Annotated in this window: 19 protein-coding genes; 14 read left to right on the top strand and 5 right to left on the bottom strand. The window is 70.3% G+C overall.

Annotated features, from left to right (window positions below; all coding sequences use genetic code 11):
• Positions 1-264: 264 nt before the first annotated feature.
• The 8 genes from OG550_RS15485 (at position 265) to OG550_RS15450 (ending at position 9,899) form a co-directional block, all read left to right on the top strand.
• Positions 265-813, top strand: a complete 549-nt coding sequence (locus OG550_RS15485) for a DUF1707 and DUF4190 domain-containing protein (protein ID WP_327677913.1) — start codon at positions 265-267, stop codon at positions 811-813.
• A 425-nt stretch (positions 814-1,238) separates the two neighbouring features.
• A complete protein-coding gene (gene rpsL, locus OG550_RS15480) occupies positions 1,239-1,610 on the top strand; it encodes a 30S ribosomal protein S12 (protein WP_014144289.1) in 372 nt (123 codons plus the stop codon).
• Between the two features lie 2 nt (positions 1,611-1,612).
• Positions 1,613-2,083, top strand: a complete 471-nt coding sequence (rpsG, locus tag OG550_RS15475) for a 30S ribosomal protein S7 (RefSeq protein WP_188306747.1) — start codon at positions 1,613-1,615, stop codon at positions 2,081-2,083.
• A 39-nt stretch (positions 2,084-2,122) separates the two neighbouring features.
• Complete coding sequence (gene fusA, locus OG550_RS15470) at positions 2,123-4,228, top strand: elongation factor G (RefSeq protein ID WP_327677908.1); 2,106 nt, start codon at positions 2,123-2,125, stop codon at positions 4,226-4,228.
• Positions 4,229-4,461: 233 nt separating this feature from the next.
• Positions 4,462-5,655 (top strand): elongation factor Tu, encoded by a 1,194-nt coding sequence (gene tuf, locus OG550_RS15465; RefSeq protein ID WP_327677906.1) that lies wholly within the window; start codon positions 4,462-4,464, stop codon positions 5,653-5,655.
• 288 nt (positions 5,656-5,943) lie between these two features.
• Positions 5,944-6,960, top strand: coding sequence for a glycosyltransferase family 2 protein (locus OG550_RS15460; RefSeq protein WP_327677904.1), 1,017 nt, complete (start codon positions 5,944-5,946; stop codon positions 6,958-6,960).
• Positions 6,961-7,031: 71 nt separating this feature from the next.
• A complete protein-coding gene (locus OG550_RS15455) occupies positions 7,032-9,443 on the top strand; it encodes a hypothetical protein (RefSeq protein ID WP_327677902.1) in 2,412 nt (803 codons plus the stop codon).
• Positions 9,444-9,464: 21 nt separating this feature from the next.
• A complete protein-coding gene (locus OG550_RS15450) occupies positions 9,465-9,899 on the top strand; it encodes a GtrA family protein (RefSeq protein ID WP_327677900.1) in 435 nt (144 codons plus the stop codon).
• A 109-nt stretch (positions 9,900-10,008) separates the two neighbouring features.
• Here OG550_RS15450 and OG550_RS15445 read toward each other — a convergent pair whose 3' ends face one another.
• The 5 genes from OG550_RS15445 to rfbA all read right to left on the bottom strand — a co-directional run bounded on the left by OG550_RS15445 (position 10,009) and on the right by rfbA (position 14,837).
• A complete protein-coding gene (locus OG550_RS15445; protein WP_327677898.1) occupies positions 10,009-11,262 on the bottom strand; it encodes an acyltransferase family protein in 1,254 nt (417 codons plus the stop codon).
• A 143-nt stretch (positions 11,263-11,405) separates the two neighbouring features.
• On the bottom strand, positions 11,406-12,380 hold the full coding sequence (locus tag OG550_RS15440) for an NAD-dependent epimerase/dehydratase family protein (RefSeq protein ID WP_327677896.1): 975 nt from the start codon (positions 12,378-12,380) through the stop codon (positions 11,406-11,408).
• Positions 12,381-12,421: 41 nt separating this feature from the next.
• Positions 12,422-13,318, bottom strand: a complete 897-nt coding sequence (locus OG550_RS15435) for a glycosyltransferase family 2 protein (RefSeq protein WP_327677894.1) — start codon at positions 13,316-13,318, stop codon at positions 12,422-12,424.
• Between the two features lie 47 nt (positions 13,319-13,365).
• Complete coding sequence (rfbC, locus tag OG550_RS15430) at positions 13,366-13,965, bottom strand: dTDP-4-dehydrorhamnose 3,5-epimerase (protein ID WP_327677892.1); 600 nt, start codon at positions 13,963-13,965, stop codon at positions 13,366-13,368.
• Positions 13,962-14,837 carry a glucose-1-phosphate thymidylyltransferase RfbA gene (rfbA, locus tag OG550_RS15425; RefSeq protein ID WP_442906002.1) on the bottom strand — a complete coding sequence of 292 codons (876 nt, stop codon included), beginning with the start codon at positions 14,835-14,837 and terminating at the stop codon, positions 13,962-13,964. Before rfbA ends, rfbC begins: the two co-directional genes overlap by 4 nt.
• A gap of 117 nt (positions 14,838-14,954) precedes the next feature.
• Between rfbA and rfbB the strand changes: the two genes are divergently transcribed.
• From rfbB to OG550_RS15395, 6 genes are all read left to right on the top strand, one after another.
• Entirely contained in the window at positions 14,955-15,932 is a 978-nt protein-coding gene (gene rfbB, locus OG550_RS15420) for a dTDP-glucose 4,6-dehydratase (protein WP_327677889.1), read from the top strand.
• Complete coding sequence (locus OG550_RS15415; RefSeq protein WP_327677887.1) at positions 15,929-17,278, top strand: lipopolysaccharide biosynthesis protein; 1,350 nt, start codon at positions 15,929-15,931, stop codon at positions 17,276-17,278. The genes rfbB and OG550_RS15415 overlap by 4 nt, the downstream gene beginning before the upstream one ends.
• Positions 17,279-17,354: 76 nt before the next feature.
• Positions 17,355-18,044: a glycosyltransferase family 2 protein gene (locus OG550_RS15410; protein ID WP_327677885.1), complete on the top strand. Its 690-nt coding sequence runs from the start codon at positions 17,355-17,357 to the stop codon at positions 18,042-18,044.
• On the top strand, positions 18,041-18,433 hold the full coding sequence (locus OG550_RS15405) for a DUF2304 domain-containing protein (RefSeq protein ID WP_327677882.1): 393 nt from the start codon (positions 18,041-18,043) through the stop codon (positions 18,431-18,433). Before OG550_RS15410 ends, OG550_RS15405 begins: the two co-directional genes overlap by 4 nt.
• 92 nt (positions 18,434-18,525) lie before the next feature.
• Positions 18,526-20,205: a hypothetical protein gene (locus tag OG550_RS15400; protein ID WP_327677880.1), complete on the top strand. Its 1,680-nt coding sequence runs from the start codon at positions 18,526-18,528 to the stop codon at positions 20,203-20,205.
• A gap of 217 nt (positions 20,206-20,422) precedes the next feature.
• Positions 20,423-22,240: a hypothetical protein gene (locus OG550_RS15395; protein ID WP_327677878.1), complete on the top strand. Its 1,818-nt coding sequence runs from the start codon at positions 20,423-20,425 to the stop codon at positions 22,238-22,240.
• Positions 22,241-22,565: the final 325 nt, after the last annotated feature.

Here is a 22,565-nt window from a genome sequence, read left to right as displayed (position 1 = left end):
TGGGCGGGCTGGACGGCGGTGATCGTTCCATGATCGACACCGCTCCGTTGACAGCCTGCCACCGGCCGGGCGGGCCTGTCTCCTGTCCGGACGTCCCGGGCGTGTCTGGGCCGAACGGGTGACGGACGGGCGGGGCTCCGCCGGGCCCGGACACGGGTCGAACCGAATAACCGGAAGGTGGCAACTACTCAGGGCCCCCGTTCGTCCTGCACTATGAAGACCAGTGGGCGTGCCGAGGCACGCAGGGGCGCCGGGAGGTGGCGGATGGCCGTTCAGCCGTGGGGCGAACCGGGGTACGGGGCCGGGGGGCGCCAGCCCGGTGTCTCGGCGCAGTCGGCGATGCGCGCCGCCAACTCCGATCGCGAGCGGACCGTCGACGTGCTGAAGGCCGCGTACGTCGAGGGCAGGCTCTCCGCGGAGGAGTACGGCGACCGCTTCGCGGCGGCCAGCACCGCGCAGACCTACGGGCAGCTCGCGCAGCTGGTGGCCGACCTGCCGTCGGGCCCGATGGTGGCGCCGATGCAGGTGGCCGGACCGGTGGTGCCGCAGACGTTCCTGCTCCCGCCGCCGTTCCCGCCGCCGCCGCGCCGCACCAACGCCGTCGCGGTGACCTCGCTGGTGCTCGGCCTGCTGTGCGTCCCGACCGGCGGCATCCTCGGCCTGCCGGCCGTGATCACCGGCCACATCGGCCGGCGGCAGGTGCAGGAGCGGAACGAGGAGGGCGACGGCATGGCCGTCACCGGCCTGGTCTTCGGCTGGCTGTCGATCGCGTTCTGGGTGCTGGTCGTGATGCTCGGGCTGGCCTTCGGCTGACCGCGCCCGACGGGTGGCGCGCCGCCGCCCGGGTGGCGGCGGCCCCCGGGGTGTGGTAGAGCGGCAGGAGGAGGGTCCGACACCGGGCGGCCGCGTGCGGGACACCCCGGCGACATCCGGTCGACGGCCACGACCTGCGACGTTGCATTTGTTTTGACCGAGCCCGATGCGCTAGGTACGCTCTGACCTTGTGCCTGGGGTGTCCCCGGGTCCTTGTGCGTGCATGCACACCGGCCGCCGCGCCGAGCCGGAGCGCTTTCCAGTGCCCCGAGCCTAGAGCGCCGTCGCTGTACATCAGCTCATGGGATTCCGTGTCGGAATAAGCCCAACACACCCGACCGCGTGGGTCGACCACGGGGCTGTGTGTGGAGGGAACACCGCAGGTTAGTTCCACCAAGCCTTGGCACACAGAAAACGGAGAAACGGTGCCTACGATCCAGCAGCTGGTCCGAAAGGGCCGGCAGGACAAGGTCGAGAAGAACAAGACTCCCGCGCTGAAGGGTTCCCCGCAGCGCCGTGGGGTCTGCACGCGTGTGTACACGACCACCCCGAAGAAGCCGAACTCGGCGCTTCGCAAGGTCGCCCGTGTGCGCCTCACCAGCGGGATCGAGGTCACCGCTTACATCCCGGGCGAGGGCCACAACCTGCAGGAGCACTCCATCGTGCTGGTGCGCGGTGGTCGTGTGAAGGACCTTCCTGGTGTCCGCTACAAGATCATCCGCGGTTCGCTTGACACCCAGGGTGTCAAGAACCGCAAGCAGGCTCGCAGCCGCTACGGCGCCAAGAAGGAGAAGTAAGAATGCCTCGTAAGGGCCCCGCCCCGAAGCGCCCGGTCATCATCGACCCGGTCTACGGCTCCCCGGTCGTCACCCAGCTGGTCAACAAGATCCTGCTGCACGGCAAGCGCTCCACCGCCGAGCGGATCGTCTACGGCGCCCTTGAGGGCGTCCGTGAGAAGACCGGCGCCGACCCCGTCGTCGCGCTGAAGCGTGCGCTGGAGAACGTCAAGCCGGCCCTTGAGGTCAAGTCCCGCCGTGTCGGTGGCGCGACCTACCAGGTTCCGGTCGAGGTCCGTCCGGGCCGCGCCAGCACCCTGGCGCTGCGCTGGATGGTCGGCTACTCGCGCGCCCGTCGCGAGAAGACCATGACCGAGCGCCTGATGAACGAGATCCTCGACGCCAGCAACGGCCTGGGCGCTTCCGTGAAGCGTCGCGAGGACACCCACAAGATGGCCGAGTCCAACAAGGCCTTCGCGCACTACCGCTGGTAGTCCGTACCCCGTCACTAGACAGAGAGAGAACGAGCCACCATGGCTGCAACCTCCCTTGACCTCGCCAGGGTCCGCAACATCGGGATCATGGCGCACATCGACGCGGGCAAGACCACCACCACCGAGCGGATCCTGTTCTACACCGGTGTGTCGTACAAGATCGGTGAGGTCCACGATGGCGCTGCCACCATGGACTGGATGGAGCAGGAGCAGGAGCGCGGCATCACGATCACGTCGGCCGCGACGACCTGTCACTGGACCGTCGATGACGTCGACAACACCATCAACATCATCGACACCCCGGGTCACGTCGACTTCACCGTCGAGGTGGAGCGTTCGCTCCGCGTGCTCGACGGCGCCGTGACGGTGTTCGACGGTGTTGCCGGTGTCGAGCCCCAGTCCGAGACCGTGTGGCGGCAGGCTGACCGCTACGGCGTCCCGCGCATCTGCTTCATCAACAAGCTGGACCGCACGGGCGCGAACTTCTTCTTCTGCGTGCAGACCATCGTGGACCGCCTCGGCGCGACCCCGCTGGTCATGCAGCTCCCGATCGGTGCCGAGGCGGACTTCCAGGGCGTCGTCGACCTGGTCCGCATGAAGGCGCTGGTCTGGTCCGCCGAGGCCGCCAAGGGCGAGATGTACGACATCGTCGACATCCCGGCCGACCTGCAGGAGCAGGCGGACGAGTACCGCACCCAGCTGATCGACACCGTCTCCAACGTGAGCGACGAGATCATGGAGCTCGCCCTCGAAGAGGCCGAGATCCCGGTCGAGCTGCTCCAGGACGCGATCCGCAAGGGCACGCTGAACTCGGACTTCACCCCGATCTTCTGCGGCACCGCGTTCAAGAACAAGGGCGTCCAGCCCCTGCTCGACGCGGTCGTCAAGTACCTGCCGTCCCCGCTGGACATCGAGTCCATCGAGGGCACCAAGCCGGGCGACGACACCGTCAAGATCTCCCGCAAGGCCTCGGACGACGAGCCGCTCGCCGCGCTCGCGTTCAAGATCATGTCGGACCCGCACCTCGGCAAGCTCACCTTCGTCCGGGTCTACTCGGGCCGCCTGGAGTCCGGCACCTCGGTGCTGAACGCCGTGAAGGGCAAGAAGGAGCGCATCGGCAAGATCTACCGCATGCACGCGAACAAGCGTGAGGAGATCGACTCGGTGGGCGCCGGCGACATCATCGCCGTCATGGGCCTGAAGCAGACCACCACCGGTGAGACGCTGTCCGACGAGAAGAACCCGGTCATCCTGGAGTCCATGGACTTCCCGGCCCCGGTCATCCGCGTCGCGATCGAGCCCAAGTCCAAGGGCGACCAGGAGAAGCTGGGTGTCGCCATCCAGCGTCTCGCCGAGGAGGACCCGTCCTTCCAGGTCAACACGGACGAGGAGACCGGCCAGACCATCATCGCGGGTATGGGCGAGCTGCACCTTGAGGTGCTCGTCGACCGTATGCGCCGTGAGTTCAAGGTCGAGGCCAACGTCGGCAAGCCGCAGGTCGCGTACCGCGAGACGATCCGCAAGGCCGTCGAGCGCATCGACTACACCCACAAGAAGCAGACCGGTGGTTCCGGTCAGTTCGCCAAGGTGCAGATCGCGATCGAGCCGCTTGAGCAGGCCGAGGGCTACGAGTTCGTGAACCAGGTCACCGGTGGCCGCGTCCCGCGGGAGTACATCCCGTCGGTCGACGCCGGTTGCCAGGAGGCCATGGAGTTCGGCATCCTCGCCGGCTACCCGCTGCAGGGTGTCCGCGTGAAGCTGCTCGACGGTGCGGCGCACGACGTCGACTCGTCCGAGCTCGCGTTCAAGATCGCCGGCTCGATGGCCTTCAAGGAAGGCGCCCGGAAGGCCTCCCCGGTCCTCCTGGAGCCGATGATGGCCGTCGAGGTCACCACGCCCGAGGACTACATGGGCGACGTGATCGGCGACATCAACTCTCGTCGTGGCCAGATCCGGTCCATGGACGAGCGTCACGGTGCCCGCGTCGTCACGGCGCTGGTGCCCCTCTCCGAGATGTTCGGCTACGTCGGTGACCTGCGCAGCAAGACCTCTGGTCGCGCGAGCTACTCGATGCAGTTCGACTCGTACGCCGAGGTTCCGCGGAACGTGGCGGACGACATCATCGCCAAGGCCAAGGGCGAGTAAGGACCGGCTCCCGCCGGCTCCCTACCCGAGGCCGCCGTACGCCCCGACATTCGGGACGACAGCGAACCCTTAGGCTATTAGGAGGCATTCCGGGAGGATCCGGTCGGATTCTCCCGGGGCCTCCGGCCCCCACCCGCGGGACGGCATGGAGTGCCTCGGCGCTCCGTACCCAACCCGATCAAAGACCAACTGACGTCAGCACGGCGTACAGAACTGTCCTCAGGAGGACTGCAGTGGCGAAGGCGAAGTTCGAGCGGACGAAGCCCCACGTCAACATCGGCACCATCGGTCACATCGACCACGGTAAGACGACCCTTACCGCGGCGATCACCAAGGTGCTGCACGACGCTCACCCGGACATCAACCCCTTCACGCCGTTCGACCAGATCGACAAGGCGCCGGAGGAGCGGCAGCGCGGTATCACCATCTCGATCGCGCACGTCGAGTACCAGACCGAGGCGCGTCACTACGCCCACGTCGACTGCCCGGGTCACGCGGACTACATCAAGAACATGATCACCGGTGCGGCCCAGATGGACGGTGCGATCCTCGTCGTCGCCGCCACCGACGGCCCGATGCCGCAGACCAAGGAGCACGTCCTCCTGGCCCGCCAGGTCGGCGTCCCCTACATCGTCGTCGCCCTGAACAAGGCCGACATGGTGGACGACGAGGAGATCCTGGAGCTCGTCGAGCTTGAGGTCCGCGAGCTCCTCTCCGAGTACGAGTTCCCGGGCGACGACCTGCCGGTCGTCCGCGTCTCCGCGCTGAAGGCGCTGGAGGGCGACAAGGAGTGGGGCGAGAAGCTCCTCGGCCTGATGGCCGCGGTCGACGAGGCCATCCCGACCCCGGCCCGTGCCGTGGACCAGCCGTTCCTGATGCCGATCGAGGACGTCTTCACGATCACCGGTCGTGGCACCGTCGTCACCGGTCGTATCGAGCGTGGCATCCTCAAGGTCAACGAGACTGTCGACATCATCGGCATCAAGGAGACCAAGACCACCACCACGGTCACCGGCATCGAGATGTTCCGCAAGCTGCTCGACGAGGGCCAGGCCGGTGAGAACGTCGGTCTGCTCCTCCGTGGCATCAAGCGCGAGGACGTCGAGCGCGGCCAGGTCATCATCAAGCCCGGTTCGGTCACCCCGCACACCGAGTTCGAGGCCCAGTCCTACATCCTGTCGAAGGACGAGGGTGGCCGCCACACCCCGTTCTTCAACAACTACCGCCCGCAGTTCTACTTCCGTACCACGGACGTGACCGGCGTCGTGACCCTCCCCGAGGGCACCGAGATGGTCATGCCGGGCGACAACACCGCCATGACGGTCGTGCTGATCCAGCCGATCGCCATGGAGGAGGGCCTGAAGTTCGCCATCCGTGAGGGTGGCCGCACCGTCGGCGCCGGCCAGGTCACCAAGATCATCAAGTAGTCGATGGTCTGACCTGCCTGTGATCCACGGGCGATCCGAAGGGCCCCGCACACCCTGGGTGTGCGGGGCCCTTCGGCGTTCGTCCGAGCGGTGCGGACCGGTGCCGGACCCCGGTCCTGCCAAAGGGAACGCTCATGTGCTGCTGCTATCCTGGCCGCTCAACGGGCTCTCCTTCCCGGTAGCCCGCGACCTGTGGGGCGCGGGGGGAGAAGGAGTTCAGGCCGGTGGGTCGTCCCGGTCGCTCCGTGCCGTCAGGCCGTTTGTGGACATGTGGGGACAGGCGAAGCGATGTTCGACGCAGCTGGACAGGTAGCCGGGGCGGCCGGGGCGACGGCACCGCTGCTGTCGGTGGTCATGCCGATCTACAACGAGCAGGAGGCGCTGCCGCTGACCGTTCAGCGGCTCCGCCCCATACTCGACGCGCTGGACGTCGCCTACGAGGTCGTCGGGATCGACGACGGCAGCACGGACGCCACTCCCGCGATCATGCAGAAGGTCCACCAGGACTGGCCGGAGTTCCGGATCGTCCGGTTCGCGCGCAACTCCGGGCACCAGGCGGCGCTCACCGCCGGCATCCACCGCGCCTTCGGCGACTACGTGGTGTCCATCGACGCCGACCTCCAGGACCCGCCGGAGAAGATCCCCGAGATGCTCTCGCTCGCCCGCGAGCAGGGACTCGACATCGTCTACGGCGTCCGCGGCGACCGCGGCACCGACACCGTCTTCAAGCGCCGCACGGCCGGCGGCTACTACTGGCTGATGCGCAAGCTGGTCGGCAAGAACATGCCGAACCAGGCCGGCGACTTCCGCCTGCTGAGCCGGGCCGCCGTCGACGCGCTCAAGGCCATGCCCGAGCACCAGCCGGTCTACCGGCTGCTGGTCCCGTGGCTGGGCTTCCCCAGCGGCGAGGTCGTCTACGTGCGGGAGGAGCGCGTCGCCGGCTCGACCCACTACCCGCTCTCCAAGATGCTGCGGCTGGCCATCGACAGCATCACCAACTTCTCGGCCTCGCCGCTGCGGCTCGCCACCTGGCTGGGGCTGCTGAGCTTCGTGCTCTGCTTCGGCCTGGGCATCTACACCACCGTGGCCTACGTGCTGGGGAAGACCGTGCCCGGCTGGTCCTCGCTCTTCGTCGGCATGCTCTTCCTGGGAGCGGTGCAGCTGGTCTGCATCGGCCTGCTCGGCGAGTACGTCGGCCGGATCTACTCGGCCGTGCAGGCCCGGCCGGCCTACTTCGTCGGCTACGACTCGGCCGAGGAGCCCGCCGGCACGGGCCGCAAGCAGCTCTCCCGGTCCGCCGGCTGACCGAGCGACCCGGATCCACCGACCGGTTCCGCGAAGACACCCGGGACCAGCCGCGCGAAGAGACGAGAGACTTGGACAGCACCAGTACGACCGCGACCACCCCGGTGCCCGACCGCGACGCGAACGGTCGGCCCGGCGGGCCGGATCGGGCCGCGGTCGGCCGGGTGGCCCTGCGCTTCCTGCCCGCCGTCGCCGCCTACCTCGTCACGGTCGCGGTCCTGCTGGCGGCCGACACGTCGGCGGGCGACGTCGCGCGCTACACCTTCTACGCGCTCTGGGGCGTGGTGCTGCCCGGCACCCTGGTCTTCCGCGGACTGCGCAGGCGCCCCGGGACCCTGCTTGAGGACCTGGTGTTCGGCGCCGTCACCGGCCTGGTGCTGGAACTCGCGGCGTGGGCCGTACTCGTCGGGCTGGGCCTGCAGTCGGTGGCGGTGCTCTGGCCGCTGGCCGTCGTCGTCCCCTTCGCGGCGGTCCCCCGGCTCCGGCGGCACTGGCGGCCGCGCGGCTACCGCGTGATGTCGCCCGGCGCGTCCTGGGCGATCTCCGGCACGGTCGCGCTGACCGCGCTCTACTACTACGAGGTCAACCTCTCCCGGTTCCCGGCGCTGCCGACCGGGGACTCGTCCAGGATCTTCGGCGACCTGCCGTACATGCTCTCGCTGGCGGGCAACGCCAAGCACGAGATGCCCCTGACGTTCCCCCAGGCGGCGGGCGAGCCGCTGCACTACCACTGGTTCACCTTCTCGCACATGGCGATGACCGACCTGGTCGGCGGCGTCGACCTGCCGGTGGTGGCGATGCGCCTGATGGTGCCGGCGCTCAGCGCGCTGACCGTCCTGATCACCGCGGTGGTGGCCCACCGGCTGACCGGTCGCGCCTGGGCGGGGCCGGTCGCCGCGCTGCTGTTCTTCGCGGTGGGCGAGTTCACGGCCGCCTACCCGAACAACGTCAGCTCCTGGACGTTCGGCGCCCCGCCGATCCGGCTGATGTCCTGGGGCAGTCTCTCCCTCACCTACAGCCAGCCGCTCCTGGTCGCCCTGGTCGGCGCGGTCGGGGACCTGCTCCGGCGGCCCGGCGGCGCGGGGGCGGCGGACGGCGGGAGCGGACCGGCCGACGGGAGGCTGCCGGCCCTCGGGCGCGGCGCCTTCTTCCTGGTGGCCGGGTTCGCCCTGGCGTCGAGCGCGGCCAAGGCCAGCACGCTCCCGGTGACCCTGGCGGGGCTGGCCTTCGCGGGCCTGATGGTGCTCGTCGGCACCCGCCGGATCCCCTGGACGATCGTCGGGCTCGGGGCGATCCTCGCCGGGGCCCAGCTCTTCGCCACGGCCGTGATCTTCGACTTCGAGAGCTACGGCCTGGAGATCGAGGTCTTCGGGAACGTCCGGCAGTACTGGGCCAACAGCTCGGAGGTGCGCGGCAGCGCCACGCAGCTGGCGGTCGTCGGCGCCACCCTGCTCGCCTTCGTGGCGACCCACCAGCTGCGGATGCTCGGCGTGGTCCCGCTGCTGTGGCGGCGGCGGCTCAAGCTGGAGCCGGTGCAGTGGTTCCTGCTCGGCGGGGCCCTGGCCGGTCCGGCCGCCTACCTGGTGGTCAACGGCTTCAACTCCAGCTACTTCGCCATCGCCTCGGCGCCGTTCGGCGCCCTGCTCGCGGCGTGGGGCTACTGCGAGTCCGCGGAGCGCGCGGCGCTCCCCGTGCGGGCCCGGGCCGCCCTGGCGGCCGGTGTCCTCGTGCTGGCGGCGGCACTCACCTGGGCGATGTACCGGCACTCCGCGGACTGGGCGGTCGTGGTGGCGAAGGCGGCCGGCGCGTACGACGTCCGGAAGTCCTACGCCCCGCTGCTGGCCGTGCTCGGCGGGGTCGTCGTCATGGCGGCGGCCGCCGCGGTGGCCGCGCTGCTCTGGTGGGGCGCGGGCCGGATCCGGCCCGGGCTCCGGGGGCGCGGCGGGATCGTCCTGCTGACGGCCTCGCTCGCGGTCGGCCTGCCGAGCATCGGGCTGGACGTCCTGCAGTCCCGGCAGTACGCCTGGGACGGCACCTGGATCCTTCCCCAGAGCCAGGTCGACGCGGCCCGCTGGGTCCGGGACCACAGCGAGCCCTCGGACGTCATCGCGACCAACAGCCACTGCTGGGAGCCCGAGGACTGGACGCGCACCGACCGCTGCTACAACTACCGTTCGCAGTGGCTCAGCGCCTACTCCGAGCGTTCCGTCCTGGTCGAGGGCTGGGCGTACGCGCCGCGCATGATCGCGACGAGCGGCGGCGGCGTCGCCTCCAACGGGCCGTTCTGGGACCCGGCCCTCTACCAGCAGAACGAGGCCGCGGTCTACCAGCCGACGGCCGCGCTGCTGGCGGGCCTGCACCGTGACCACCGGGTGCGGTACCTGGTGGTGGACCGCAAGGCCGGTGCCGAGTCACCGCTGCTCCCCACACTCACCAAGCAGGTCTTCGACAACGGCCGGACCGCCGTGTACGAGCTGGCCTGACCGGACGAACGGGTAATCCGCATGCTTTCCACGGACGATCAGAGCGCGGCACCGGAGACGGCCGGGACGGCCCGGCGGCAGCTGCCGTCCTTCCTGGTCATCGGCGTCCTGAGCACGCTCTTCTACCTGGCGCTGTTCGTCGTCGCCCGGTGGTTCACCAACCCGCAGGCGGCGAACCTGATCGCGCTCGCGGTCAGCGCCGTGGCCAACACGGCCGCCAACCGGCGCTTCACCTTCGGGATCACCGGCTCCGAGGGGGCGCTGCGGCACCAGCTGCAGGGCGCGGTGGCCTTCCTCATCGGCCTGGGCCTGAGCGCGGGCGTCCTGGCCCTGCTCCACCGGGCGGCGCCGGACGCGTCCCGGGTGGTCGAGGTGGGCGGGCTGGTCGTCGCCAACGGGCTCGCCACGGTGCTCCGCTTCCTGCTGATGAAGGTCTGGGTCTTCAAGGAGCGCTGATCCGGTCGTCCCGCCCGTGTGGAAGAGCCCGGGCCCGCCACCCCGAGGGGAGGCGGGCCCGGGCTCTTCCACGGGCGCCGGCGCTGCTGCCGGCCGGTGGCGGTGCGGATCAGGCGGACACCTTCGGCGGGACGGGCTCGGCGGTCGGCTCCGTGCGGCCGCCCGTGACGGGCTCCCCGGTCCGGAGCGCGGCGCGGGCCGCGGACCGCTCCTTGAGCCGGCGCACCGGCCACGGGGTCCAGTTCTTGGCCTTCATCACCGGGGACTCCAGCAGGTGCCAGGAGAGCGCCGCCAGGACGACGGTGCAGGCCATGGCGACGGCCAGGTAGACCGGCTTGCCGTGCTTGGCGTAGCCGAGCATCGCCAGCGCCTGCTCGACGGTGAACCCGTAGATGTAGATCCCGTAGGAGTAGTCGCGCTTGCGGCCGATCCGGTGGAACGGGCGGGGCAGCCGGATGGCCAGCCAGATCAGCAGGTAGGCGAAGGCCGGGTAGCCGAAGACGAACACGCCGCCGCCCCACAGGGTGGCGCCGAGGACGACGGCGCTGAGCAGGGCCAGGCCGTCGTGGATGACCAGCCGCTCGCGGTACAGCTGGAAGGTCGCGCCGATCATGAAGACGAAGACCAGGTGGATCAGCATGTGCACGGACATGGAGTCGAGGAACGGCACCATGACGTAGGACTGCTGGTCGCCGGGGATCCCGCGGAGCGAGGGGGCGTTCACCCAGTCGCGCAGGATCAGGCCGCCGAGCGCGAGGGCGAGCAGCGGGACGAACCTGCGGGCCCGGCGGAGGACGCCGCCGGCGGCGAGCAGGCCGATCAGGACGTAGCAGAGGATCTCGTACTTCAGCGACCAGAGCGCGCCGTTGACACCGATGTCGAAGTTGGTGCCCCGGTTGCGGCCTTCGGCTATCACCCCGGAGATGTCCCAGCCGGTGCTGATGGCCGTGTTCCAGGTGCCCTTGAGGTAGTTGACCGGGCCCTGCGGGTGGTCCCAGTAGCCGTCGAAGGTGCCGTGCTGCCAGTGGTACAGCAGCGGGATGATCACCAGGGCCGAGACCAGCAGCGATCCCCAGAGGCCGGGCAGGATGCGCAGGGCGCGGTGCCAGGCGTAGCGGCCGACCGTGGAGCGTGCGCCGCTCCCGCTGATCATGAAGCCGGAGAGCACGAAGAAGCCGATGACCGACATCTTCCCGACGTCCGTCTGCTGGCCGCTGTGCTGCCACAGCGGGTCGAGGCGCCCCCACGCGAGGGGGTACATGTGCGAGACGACGACGGCGGAGGCGAGCAGCAGCCGGAGCAAGCCGAAGCTGTTGGCCCGGGAGGAGTAGAGCTCGGCCAGGGTTCCGCGGCGGCCAGGCAAGGAGAGCCTAGGAGACATGAGAGTGGATCATGCTTTCCTGGAAGAGGAGACGCGGAGAAGGCCTCCGGCGCACAGGACCCGATCGGACCCTCACCGGATCCTACCGAGGCTTGCCGGAAGCCTTCACCGCGATGATCGAATCGTTAGCGGGCCGGGTCCGCGGCGGGAGCGTCCGCCGAGGCGGCCTCCCAGAGGGTGCGGACGGCGTCGCGCAGGCTCCGGCGCGGGGTCCAGCCGAGGGACCGCTCGATCGCGGTGACGTCCAGCTGCTGCCACTCGGTCTCCGGGCCGGCGCCCTCCGGCGCCGGGACCTCGGTGATCCGCGTCGGCACGCCGCTGACCTCGATCAGCAGCTCCACCAGCTCGCGGGCCGAGCTGGCCCGGCCGAGGCCGACGTTGAGCACGGCAGGCGCCTGGGCGTTGGCCGGGAGGGCGTCGACGATCGCGTCGACGGTGTCCTGGAGGTCGACGAAGTCGCGCTGGGCGGTGAGCGGCTGGAGCGCGAGCTCGGCCTCGGTGCCGGCGGCCCGGGCGGCGGCCAGCTTGCCGGCCATCACGCCGAGCAGGCTGTGCGCGGGCTGGCCGGCGCCGACCACGTTGCCGAGCCGCAGCACCACGGCGTCCAGCCCGTCCTCGCGGACGGCGTTCGCGATCAGCTCGGTCGCCCGGAGCTTCAGCTGCCCGTAGACCATCGAGGGGTGCGGCTCGGAGTCCTCGGCGAGGCTGACGCCGATCGGGCAGAGCCCGTACTCGTGCACCGTGCCGAGGTGGACCAGGCGCGGGGGAGCGGTCATCGACCGCAGTGCCTCCAGCAGTCCGGTGACCATGCCGACGTTGGCGCCGACCATCTGCTCGTCGGTCAGGCCCCACATCCCGCCGGCGGCGTTGACCACCACGTCGATCCGCTGCTCGGCGAGCAGGGCGGCCAGCTCGGCGGGCGGGTCGAGGGTGAGGTCGAGCCGTGCGAAGTCGCCGGGCAGCGCGTCGGCCGGCTCCTTGCGGGCGATGGTGAGCAGGTGGTGGCCGCGCTCCGCCAGGGTGGCGAGGATGCGGCGTCCGATGAAGCCGGTGCCGCCGAGGACGGCGATCCGGGCGGGGGTGGAGCTGCTTGCGGCCATGGCCTCTGGTTCCGGTGGGTCGGTCGGGGGACGGCGGTGGTTCAGTGGCGGTCGGTGCCGGCGACGTGCCGCAGCAGCGTCTTCGCGCCCTGGCTGTGCCGGCTCTTGACCGCTCCCGGGACCATGGTGAGCGCGTGGATCCGGGAGGACAGGTGCAGCCGGGAGGCCTTGGCGGCCTTCGACCAGCCGTGCGCGTCCAGGCGGTCGGCGACGTCCTGGAAGAACCGGTTGGCCTCCGCGAAGCGGACGCCGGTGAAGGCCTGCGCCGAGGAGATGCTGACCGCGTGGCGGCGGTACTGGAAGCAGACCTTGTCCGCGATCATCATCTGCTCGCCGGTCTGGAGCAGGTCGATGACCAGCGCGAGGTCCTGGGTGACCTCCAGGTTGTCCCGGAAGCCGACGGCGCGGACGGCCTCGGTGCGCCAGCAGATGGAGGGGAAGAACAGCCAGTTGCCGCGGAGCAGGCTGGTGGCCAGTTCCTCCCCGCCCATCAGCTTGAGGCCCTGCACCTTGGGGGCGTAGATCCGCTTCTTGGCCTGGTCGACCAGGCCCTCGGTGGGCGCGCCCTCGCCGTCGATGACCTGGACACCCGGCTGCACCATGCCGATGTCCGGGTTGGCCTTGAGGATCCCCCGCACCGTCGCCACGTAGTCCGGCAGCATGATGTCGTCGGTGCCCATCATGACGAAGTGCTGCTCGCGCACCAGGCCGAGGCACTTGCGGTAGTTGCCGGTGACCCCGAGGTTCTGCTCGTTGCGCTGGTAGGAGACGCGCTCGTCGCTGAGTCCGGCGAACCAGCCCGGGACGTCCGGCTCCTTGCCGTCGTCCACCACGGTGAGCCGCCAGTTCGGGTCGCTCTGCGCCAGGACGCTGCGGACGGCCGCCTGCATCAGGGCGACGTTGCCGTAGTAGGGCAGCATGATGTCAAGAGTTGTCATGAGCGGCACACCAGGTGTTTTCCGGGCTGGAGGGGACGGCGAAAAGGCTACTTGCCGCTGAGCGAGCGCCGGTAGCGCAGGCACTCCTCGTAGTCCGGCAGCAGGCCGGACTCGATCGCCTCGGCCAGCGTCGGGGCGGCGGCGTCCCGGGCGGACAGCTGCGGGACCTCGGCCGGCCACTCGATCGCGAGGTCCGGGTCGAGCGGGTGCACGGCGTGCTCGCCGGTCGGGTTGTAGACCTCGGAGCAGACGTAGGACAGCGTGGCGTCGTCGCTCAGCGCGCAGAATCCGTGGCCCAGGCCCTCGGAGATGTAGACCGAGCGCCGGTCCACGTCGTCGAGCCGGACGAACTCCCAGCGGCCGAAGGTCGGCGAACCGACCCGGAGGTCCACGATCACGTCCAGCACCGCGCCGCGCACGCAGCTGACGTACTTGGCCTGGCCGGGGGCGACGTCGGCGAAGTGGATGCCGCGGACGACGTCCTTCGCGGAGACCGACAGGTTGCCCTGCGCCATCCGCAGCGGGTGGCCGACGACCTCCTCCAGCCGGTCGAAGCGGTACCACTCCATGAACAGGCCGCGCGGGTCGCCGTGCTGCTGGGGGGTGATCTCCCAGGCGCCCTCGATCGAGAGCTCGCGGAACTTCATCGGGCGTTCTCCTCGTCCAGCAGGTCCAGCAGGTACTGGCCGTAGCCGCTCTTGAGCAGCGGCTCCGCCAGCTCGCGCAGCTGCTCGGAGGAGAGGAAGCCGGCCCGCCAGGCCGCCTCCTCGACGCAGCCGATCTTGAAGCCCTGGCGCTCCTCGATGACCCGGACGAACTCCGAGGCCTGGACCATCGACACGAAGGTGCCGGTGTCCAGCCAGGCGGTGCCGCGGTCCAGCACGGTCACCTGGAGCTCGCCGCGCTGCAGGTAGGCGTCGTTGACGGCGGTGATCTCCAGCTCGCCGCGGGCGCTCGGGGTGATCGAGCGGGCGATCTCCACCACGCGGTTGTCGTAGAAGTACAGGCCGGGCACCGCGTAGCGGGACTTCGGCTTCTCCGGCTTCTCCTCGATGGAGATGACCTGGCCGGACGCGTCGAACTCGACCACGCCGTAGGCGGTCGGGTCGGCCACCGGGTAGGCGAAGACCATGCCGCCCTTGGGGTCGGTGCGCTGCGCGAGCCGGGTGCCGAGGCCGCTGCCGTGGAAGATGTTGTCGCCGAGGATCAGCGCGACCGGCTGGTCGCCGATGAAGTCGGCGCCGAGCACGAAGGCCTGGGCGATGCCCTCCGGGCGCTCCTGGACGGCGTACTGCAGGTCGAGGCCGAGCTGGGAGCCGTCGCCGAGCAGCCGCTCGAACTGCTCGCGGTCCTGGGGGGTGGTGATGATCATGATCTCGCGGATCCCCGCCATGATCAGCGTGGAGAGCGGGTAGTAGATCATCGGCTTGTCGAAGACCGGGAGGAGCTGCTTCGAGACTGCCCGGGTGAGGGGCCAGAGGCGGGAACCGGTGCCGCCCGCAAGAAGAATGCCGCGCATGGCGCACACCTTACGTGGCCCTCCGACCCCGGGGGCAACCAGGCTTGGGACGCCCACGCAGCACCGCGCGGACCCCGGCGGAGGGGTTCGCCCGCGCGCACTATACTCAGCCGCACTATGCGTATCCTCGTCACCGGCGGCGCCGGATTCATCGGTTCCCAGTACGTCCGCGCGCTGCTGTCGGCGGATCCCGCGGCCCGCGTCACCGTCTTCGACAAGCTGACCTACTCGGGCGTCGAGGAGAACCTCGCGCCGGTCGCCGACCACCCCGGCTACTCCTTCGTCCGCGGCGACATCTGCGACGTGGACGCCGTCGACCAGGCCATGCCCGGCCACGACGCGGTGGTCCACTTCGCCGCCGAGTCGCACGTCGACCGCTCGATCGCCGGCGCCGGCCCGTTCGTGATGACCAACGTCGTCGGCACCCAGGTGCTGCTGGACGCCGCCCGCAAGCACGGCGTCGGCCGCTTCGTGCACGTCTCCACCGACGAGGTCTACGGCTCGATCACCGAGGGCTCCTGGACCGAGGAGTGGCCGCTCGCGCCGAACTCCCCGTACTCCTCCTCGAAGGCCGGCTCGGACCTCCTGGCGCTCGCCTACCACCGCACCCACGGCATGGACGTGGTGGTCACCCGCTGCTCCAACAACTACGGGCCGTACCAGTTCCCCGAGAAGGTCATCCCGCTCTTCACCACCAACCTGATCGACGGCAAGCGCGTCCCGCTGTACGGCGACGGCGGCAACATCCGCGACTGGCTCCACGTCTCGGACCACTGCCGCGGCATCGACCTGGCGCTGCGCAAGGGCCGGGCCGGCGAGGTCTACAACATCGGCGGCGGCGTCGAGCTCACCAACAAGGAGCTCACCGGCCTGCTGCTGGAGGCCGCCGGCCAGGGCTGGGACATGGTCGACCGGGTCCAGGACCGCAAGGGCCACGACCTGCGCTACTCGCTCGACATCAGCAAGATCCGCGAGGAGCTGGGCTACGAGCCGCAGGTCACCTTCGAGGAGGGCCTCGCCTCGACCATCGCCTGGTACCGCGAGAACCGTGCCTGGTGGGAGCCGCTCAAGGTGAGGGCCGCGCAGCAGTCGTGAACGACGAGGGCAGTACGGCGCCGGCGCGCCGCTCCCCGCTGGCCAAGGTCGTCAGCGCTCTCCCCCCGGGCACCCAGCTGGTGATCGGGGGGACGGTGCTGCTCGGTGCCGCCTCCTACGTCCACCTGATGGCGGCCGGCTACAGCCTCGGCAAGCCGGAGATGGCGTCGGTCTCGCTGCTCTGGACGATCCTCATGTCCGTCGGCCTGGGGCTGTTCTTCCCGGTCGAGCAGGAACTCACCCGGATCGTCGCCGCCCGCGCGGTCGGCGGCCAGGGCGCCGCGCCGGTCGTCCGCCGGATCCTGCTGATCACCGTCGGCATGCTCGCCGTGATGGCGGTCGGGATGGGGATCGCGGCCCGGCCGCTGGCCCGCACCTTCTTCGACGGCCGCACCGACATGGTGGTGGCCCTGGGCATAGCGTTCGCCGCGATGGCGGCCAGCAACGTGAGCCGCGGCGTACTGGCCGGCCTCAACCGCTTCGGCGCGTACGGCGCCCAGCTGGCGGTGGACGGCGCCCTGCGCATCGTGCTGGCGGGCGGCTGCGCGCTGGCCGGTGTCCGGTCGCCGCTGGCGTTCGCCCTGATCCTCACCGTCGCTCCGCTGGTGGGCGTGGTGGCGACGGTCCGCCCGCTGCGCGCCGGGGTGCGGACCGGGCCCGCGGCCGGCTGGGGGAGCCTCGCCTCGGGCCTGGCCCCGCTGGTCGCCTCCACCCTGCTCTCCCAGGTGGTGGTCAACGCCGCGGTGGTCTCCACCCAGCTGCTCGCCCCGGACGACGCCGCGCTGGTGGCCGGCCTGCTGAACGCCGTGGTCCTCGCCCGCGTCCCGCTGTTCGTCTTCGGTTCGCTCCAGGCCTCGCTGCTGGCCGGCCTGTCGAGCACCGCGGCGGCGGGCGACCGGGCCGGGTTCTCCAAGCTGCTGGTCCGCACCTGCGCGGTCGTGACGGTGCTGGGCGTGGCCGGCGGCATCCCCGCGACCATCCTCGGCCCGTGGCTGATCCAGGTCCTCTTCAAGGCCGACGACGTGCTCGGTTCGCTCGACTTCCTCTGGATGTCCGCGGGCACGCTCTGTTACATGCTGGCCATGGTGCTCGGACAGGCACTGCTGGTCCTGCACCGGCACCGACTCCAACTGCTCGGCTGGGCGTCGGGTGTTGTTGCACTGATCGTGACCACTCTGGTACCCGGACCGATCGCGACCCGGGTCTGCCTCGCCTACACTGTTGGTTCGCTGACCGCTGTCGCATGCATGTTCGCCGCGGTCTGGGTGACCTTCCTGCGGAAGCCGCCGACCGCTTCGGCAGGGGCCGCCGAGTCCGCCCGCCCCTCACTCGTGGACTCGGTATGACGGTGTGCCGACGCCCGTACCCGTTCTCCCTTCGCACCCTGAAACTCGCGGCCGGCGGCCGCGGCATGGAGTCATGATGTCCGACTACGACGACGTGTGGCTGGTCATCCCGGCCTACAACGAGGGAACCGTCATCGCCGACGTGATCGAGGGAGCTCGCAAGACCTTCCCGAACATCGTGGTGGTCGACGACGGCAGCACGGACAACTCGGCCGAGCACATCATGACCACCGGCGCGCACCTCGTTCAGCACCCGGTCAACCTCGGCCAGGGCGCGGCCCTGCAGACCGGCCTCAAGTACGCCCTCAAGCAGCCGGGCGCCAAGTTCTTCGCCACCTTCGACGCCGACGGCCAGCACCAGACGCACGACGTCGAGAAGATGGTCGCCCTGCTCCGGGACAACGAGGCCGACGTCGTACTCGGCTCCCGGTTCATCGAGCAGACCGGCGAGGTGCCGTGGATCAAGCGGGTGGTCCTGCGGACCGCCGCGACGATCAGCCCCACCGCACGCAAGCTCAACCTCACGGACTCCCACAACGGCCTGCGGGTGATCAACCGCGCCGCGGCGTCCCAGCTCCGCATCACCATGAACGGCATGGCCCACGCCTCCGAGATCGTGGCCTTCCTGGCCGCCTCCGAGCTGCGCGTCATGGAGGTACCGGTGGACATCCTCTACACCGAGTACTCCCGGTCCAAGGGCCAGTCGCTGATCAACGGCGTCAACATCCTCTTCGACATCTCGCTCAGGGAGCGTGGCCGCAAGTGAAGTACATCTGGATCCAGTTGCTGCTCATGGTCGGCACGGGTGTGCTCGTGCTCGCCTTCGTCCGCCGCTGGGACGCCGCGCACACCCGGGCGTGGAAGCGGATGGCGTTCTTCGCCTTCGTCATCGCCAACGTGTACGCGGTCCTGCGCCCCGAGGACGTCACCTGGATCGCCAACAAGCTGGGCGTCGGCCGCGGCACCGACCTGGTGCTCTACCTGCTCGTGGTGGCCATGGCCTTCATGACCCTGAACACCTTCATGCGCTTCCGCTCGCTGGAGAAGAAGCTGACCGACCTGGCCCGCACGGTCGCCGTCAACGACGGCCAGCGGGTGAACGACGACCGCTTCGGCGACGAGCCGGTCGAGCGCGAGACGATCGCCCAGCGTTGAGAAACGGCCCGCCGGATCCGGCGGGCCGCTCAACCGTAGTCTTCGGAGAGTCGAGAAGCATGTCTGCGCGGGCCGCCGGGCCTCGAATACGTATGCCGCGAGCAGGGGCCCTGGCGGTCCTGGAGGCCGTCGTCGGCGCCCTGGTGGCGATCGGCTTCGTCCGTGTCAGCATGGCGATCGACGTCAACCCGATGGACCGGATCGGGCAGGTCAGCGGGCTGGCCGCACTGCAGCTGCGGTTCATCGTCGGCTTCGTGGCGGTGGCCCTGTTCTGGTGGGCGATGAGCCGGTGGGTCTCCCCTCCGGCGGCCCTGCGACTGGCCTGCGCATCGCTGGCCGGCCTGGCCACCGGCCTGTACGCCGGCGGCGTCGCGGTGATCCTCCGGGGGAGCCAGTGGCCGCTCAACGCCATGCGCGGGGACTCCGGCCAGCTCCAGCACTGGGTGGACGACATCCAGCACGGCCGCCCCATCTCGGGCGTCTACCCGCCGCTCTTCCCGCACCTGCTGTCCTACTGGACCGACCTCTTCAACCCCGGCCACCCGGGCGCGGCGCTCAAGATCCTCGGCATCCTGCTGGTCGCCTTGACCGGCCCGGCCGTCTACCTGGCCTGGCGGCTGCTCCTCCCGCCGCTGTGGTCGCTCGGCATCGCGGTGGCGTCGGTCTTCCCGATCGTCCACGCGGCCAAGCCGTACGTCGACGTCGCGCTCCTGGTGCTGCTGCCGGTCCTGGCGAAGTTCATCACCAGCCTGCTGCGCTCGTCCGAACTCACCACCAAGGCAGCCCTGTTGACCGGCGTGGTGTACGGCGCCGGCATCTCGGTCATCTTCCTCTGGTACTCGGGCTGGTTCGTCTGGTCCGCACCCGGCGTGTTCGCGGTGCTGGTGCTGACGACGGTCCGGCTCGCGAAGGAGGGGCGCACCGCCCTGCTGCGGGCGGGGACGATGGCGGCGGCGACCGCGGCGGTGTTCCTCGCGCTCAGCGGCAGCTACCTGGTCCGGCTGCTGGAGGGGTCCGGCACGCCGGACACCTACATGTACTTCGACACCTACGTCGACCCGGCCTACTTCGCCATGTGGCAGGGCGACCAGCCCGGCGCGATCGGCCAGGGCCCGTGGCCGATCCCCGGCGAGCTGGGCGGCGTCGGCGTCTTCATGCTGCTGCTGATCGTCGGCCTGGGCGTCGCGCTCTGGCTCGGTCCGCGGCAGCCGGTGGTGCAGGTGGCGGCCTTCTGCATGCTCGGCGCGTTCGGCCTGCGGTACTGGTTCGCCTCGCACATGGAGCGCGACCACCTCGTCCAGCTCTACCCGCGGACCTCCGCCGAGCTGCTGTACTGCGGGATCATCCTCTGCGCCATGGCGGGCCACCTGCTGGTCGGCAAGTACGCCGGCCGTGCCGGGGCGCCGGAGCCGGCCCCGGTTCCGGCCCCGGTTCCCGTGGCGTCCCCGATTCCCGTCCCGGTCCTGGTCCCGGCCCCGGCCCGGGAGCCGTTCCCGGCCCCGGCCGCGGTGCCGCCCCCGGTTCCGGTCCAGGCCGCGGCCCCGGCCGCGGTCCCGGCCCGCACCGCGGTGCCGGCGCTGCGGGTCAGCGGCGCGGTGCTCTGCGCACTCGCCTTCTTCTCCGCGATGGCCGGCTCGTCGACCGTCGACCGCTTCATGCCGGGCCCCAACAACACCTGGGGATCGTTCGGCTGGACGGCGCAGACCACCCAGCAGCCCGACGGGAAGTGCCCGAAGTTCGCACCCCAGGGCAAGTGCAATCCACCCCGGTAGTACCCTCGGCGGCCCGGGGATTGTGGAAGTGGCGTGAAGGATGCGCAGCGTGAAACAATCCCGGGGCTGTTCGGGGGTGCCCGGGCAACTCATTCGGTGACGGACGGCACGAGCGTCAAAGCCGTCGTCCGTCCACCTTCCAGTCGAGGCACGACCGTGAGGCATCGGCGCCCACGCCGGTCGAGGCCGTCGGTGAACGTCTCAGGGGAGACTATCCGTGGATCTGACGACAGCCGCCGAAGCCGAGGTGGAGCCGGCCGGCCGTGAGCGGGCGGAGGTGACTCCGGTGACCGGCGGAACGGTCGACCGGCTGGTCGACCGCGGCCGCCTGCTGCTCGCCCACCGGTGGTTCTGGCCCGTCGCACTGCTGGTCGGCTACGGGGCCCAGGTGCTCTTCCGGCTCTCCATGGTCTGGAACCTGGACTACCCCTCGGTCCACGCCGACGAGGACTCGTACCTGGTGCTGGCCCGGGTGATCGCCGGACGGCCGACCACCGAGATGCCGGTCGGCGTGGTGATCCCGGGCGGCTACCCGCTGCTGATCTCGCCGGCCCTGTGGATCGCCGACCGCCCGGTGCTGGCGTACCACCTGGTGATGGGCATCAACGCGCTGCTGAACGCGCTGGTCTTCCTGCTCGCCTACGTGGCGCTGCGCAGGCTGGGGCTGCGCCGGCTGCTGGCGTACGTGTTCGGTGCGGTCACCGCGCTGCTGCCGCCGGTGGTCTTCTACTCGCAGTTCGTGCTGTCCGACGCCGTCCTGCCGACGCTGGTCCTCGCGTGGCTGCTGTGCATGCACGGCTGGCTCTCCGAGGGCCGCACCCGGCGCGGCTACTGGTACGCGGTGGGGACCGGCGCGACGGCCGTCTACACGATGGCGACGCACGACCGCGGCGGTGTCGTGGTCGCGGTGACCGGTGTGGTGCTCCTGGCCGCCCTGGTCCTGCGCTGGGCCCCGTGGCGGACGTCCCTGGCTGGCCTCGGCGCGCTCGCCGTCGGCTACGGCGCCAACTCGGTGTTCCAGGGCTGGCTGGAGCGGCAGTTCACGGTCGAGCCGAGCAAGGTCGGCGACCTCCTCTGGGAGGGGCTGCTCAACACCGAGATCCTGGACCGCACGCTGGGCAGGACGGCCGGCCAGGTCTGGTACTTCATCGTCTCCACCTGGGGCATCGGCGGCCTCGCGGTGGTCGTCTGCCTGGTCGCGATCTTCCACCGGGGCTTCCGGCGGCCGGACCGGATCGTCGGCGGCGTCACGGTGGCCCTGCTGGTCGGCACCGCGCTGGCCTCCGCGGCGGCCCTGCCGGACGACAACCGGATCGACAACTGGGTGTACGCCCGCTACGTCTCCTTCCTGGTCCCGGCGGCCTTCGTGATCGGTGTCGCGGTCATCGCGCGGCTCCGGCGGCGCGTCGTGGTGTACCTGCTGGGCGCCGCCGTCCTGCTCGACGTGGCGCTGGCGCAGTACGTGATCTCGGTCGCGGGAGGGGACCTCCACTCGAACGCGAAGAAGTTCGTCCCGTGGGGCATGCCGGACGCGCTGTTCCTGGCCACGGACTGGGAACAGCTGAACATGATGCGGTCCACCATGGCGGCGTTCGCGGTCGTGGCGGCGGCGGTGCTGCTGCTGCTGGCCGGCGGGCGCCGGGTGCTCTGGGCCGTGGGCGTCTCCCTCGCCCTGTTCGCGGTCGTGGCGACCACGACGATCAACCAGCAGATCACCATCCCGCACTCGGAGGAGCGCGAGTACGCCGGGACCGGCTTCACCAAGCTCGCGGGCGTCAAGCGCGGGGACAACGTGGTGCTCGCCTGGGACCTCGACTGGGGGCTGCGGATGGCCCAGTCCTTCGAGGTCTACCAGGGGCGGACGTGGTGGCGCGACCCGAGCTGGCAGCCGGTGCCGGACGAGGCGACCATGGTGGTCACGCCGCTCCCGAAGGACGGCGGCAGCCCCGAGAGCAAGTGGTCCAACCACCCGGACAACTGGTACGTCAAGAAGGTGATCAAGGAACACGGCTGGGTGGTCTGGCGCAAGCGCTGAGTGAGTGCTCGACCCCGGTCGGGGTCGGTGGGGTTCACCCCACCGGCCCCGATTGGCATTTGCGCTGCTCCGTGTGGCAGTATGTCCAAGTTGCTCGGTTGAGTTGCCGATGCTGCGCGCCTCCCGCCGGGAGGACTGGAAGCGAGTCCCATGTACTCGTCGTTCCCGTGATGGCCGTTCATGTGTTCACGGACAGTGTGTGAACGCAGTGGTGTGAAATCGACACCGCGGCAGCTGCGGGGCGAAAGTACGGGAATCTTCCGGGAAGCGTGTGCGGGGCCTCAACCCGGCGCCCACGGAACCGACGGGTTCCACCGACCACCGC

This window comes from Kitasatospora sp. NBC_00458, from assembly GCF_036013975.1.
Classification (GTDB): Bacteria; Actinomycetota; Actinomycetes; order Streptomycetales; family Streptomycetaceae; genus Kitasatospora.
This window is presented reverse-complemented; position numbering and strand designations above follow the sequence as displayed.

What these genes read in the sequence shown, in the direction of transcription:
- OG550_RS15485 (WP_327677913.1), top strand. Translation starts at nt 265, where the DNA reads ATGGCCGTTCAGCCGTGGGGCGAACCGGGGTACGGGGCCGGGGGGCGC.
- rpsG (WP_188306747.1), top strand. Translation starts at nt 1,613, where the DNA reads ATGCCTCGTAAGGGCCCCGCCCCGAAGCGCCCGGTCATCATCGACCCG.
- fusA (WP_327677908.1), top strand. Translation starts at nt 2,123, where the DNA reads ATGGCTGCAACCTCCCTTGACCTCGCCAGGGTCCGCAACATCGGGATC.
- OG550_RS15460 (WP_327677904.1), top strand. Translation starts at nt 5,944, where the DNA reads ATGTTCGACGCAGCTGGACAGGTAGCCGGGGCGGCCGGGGCGACGGCA.
- OG550_RS15450 (WP_327677900.1), top strand. Translation starts at nt 9,465, where the DNA reads ATGCTTTCCACGGACGATCAGAGCGCGGCACCGGAGACGGCCGGGACG.
- OG550_RS15440 (WP_327677896.1), bottom strand. Translation starts at nt 12,380, where the DNA reads ATGGCCGCAAGCAGCTCCACCCCCGCCCGGATCGCCGTCCTCGGCGGC.
- OG550_RS15435 (WP_327677894.1), bottom strand. Translation starts at nt 13,318, where the DNA reads ATGACAACTCTTGACATCATGCTGCCCTACTACGGCAACGTCGCCCTG.
- rfbC (WP_327677892.1), bottom strand. Translation starts at nt 13,965, where the DNA reads ATGAAGTTCCGCGAGCTCTCGATCGAGGGCGCCTGGGAGATCACCCCC.
- rfbA (WP_442906002.1), bottom strand. Translation starts at nt 14,837, where the DNA reads ATGCGCGGCATTCTTCTTGCGGGCGGCACCGGTTCCCGCCTCTGGCCC.
- rfbB (WP_327677889.1), top strand. Translation starts at nt 14,955, where the DNA reads ATGCGTATCCTCGTCACCGGCGGCGCCGGATTCATCGGTTCCCAGTAC.
- OG550_RS15410 (WP_327677885.1), top strand. Translation starts at nt 17,355, where the DNA reads ATGTCCGACTACGACGACGTGTGGCTGGTCATCCCGGCCTACAACGAG.
- OG550_RS15400 (WP_327677880.1), top strand. Translation starts at nt 18,526, where the DNA reads ATGCCGCGAGCAGGGGCCCTGGCGGTCCTGGAGGCCGTCGTCGGCGCC.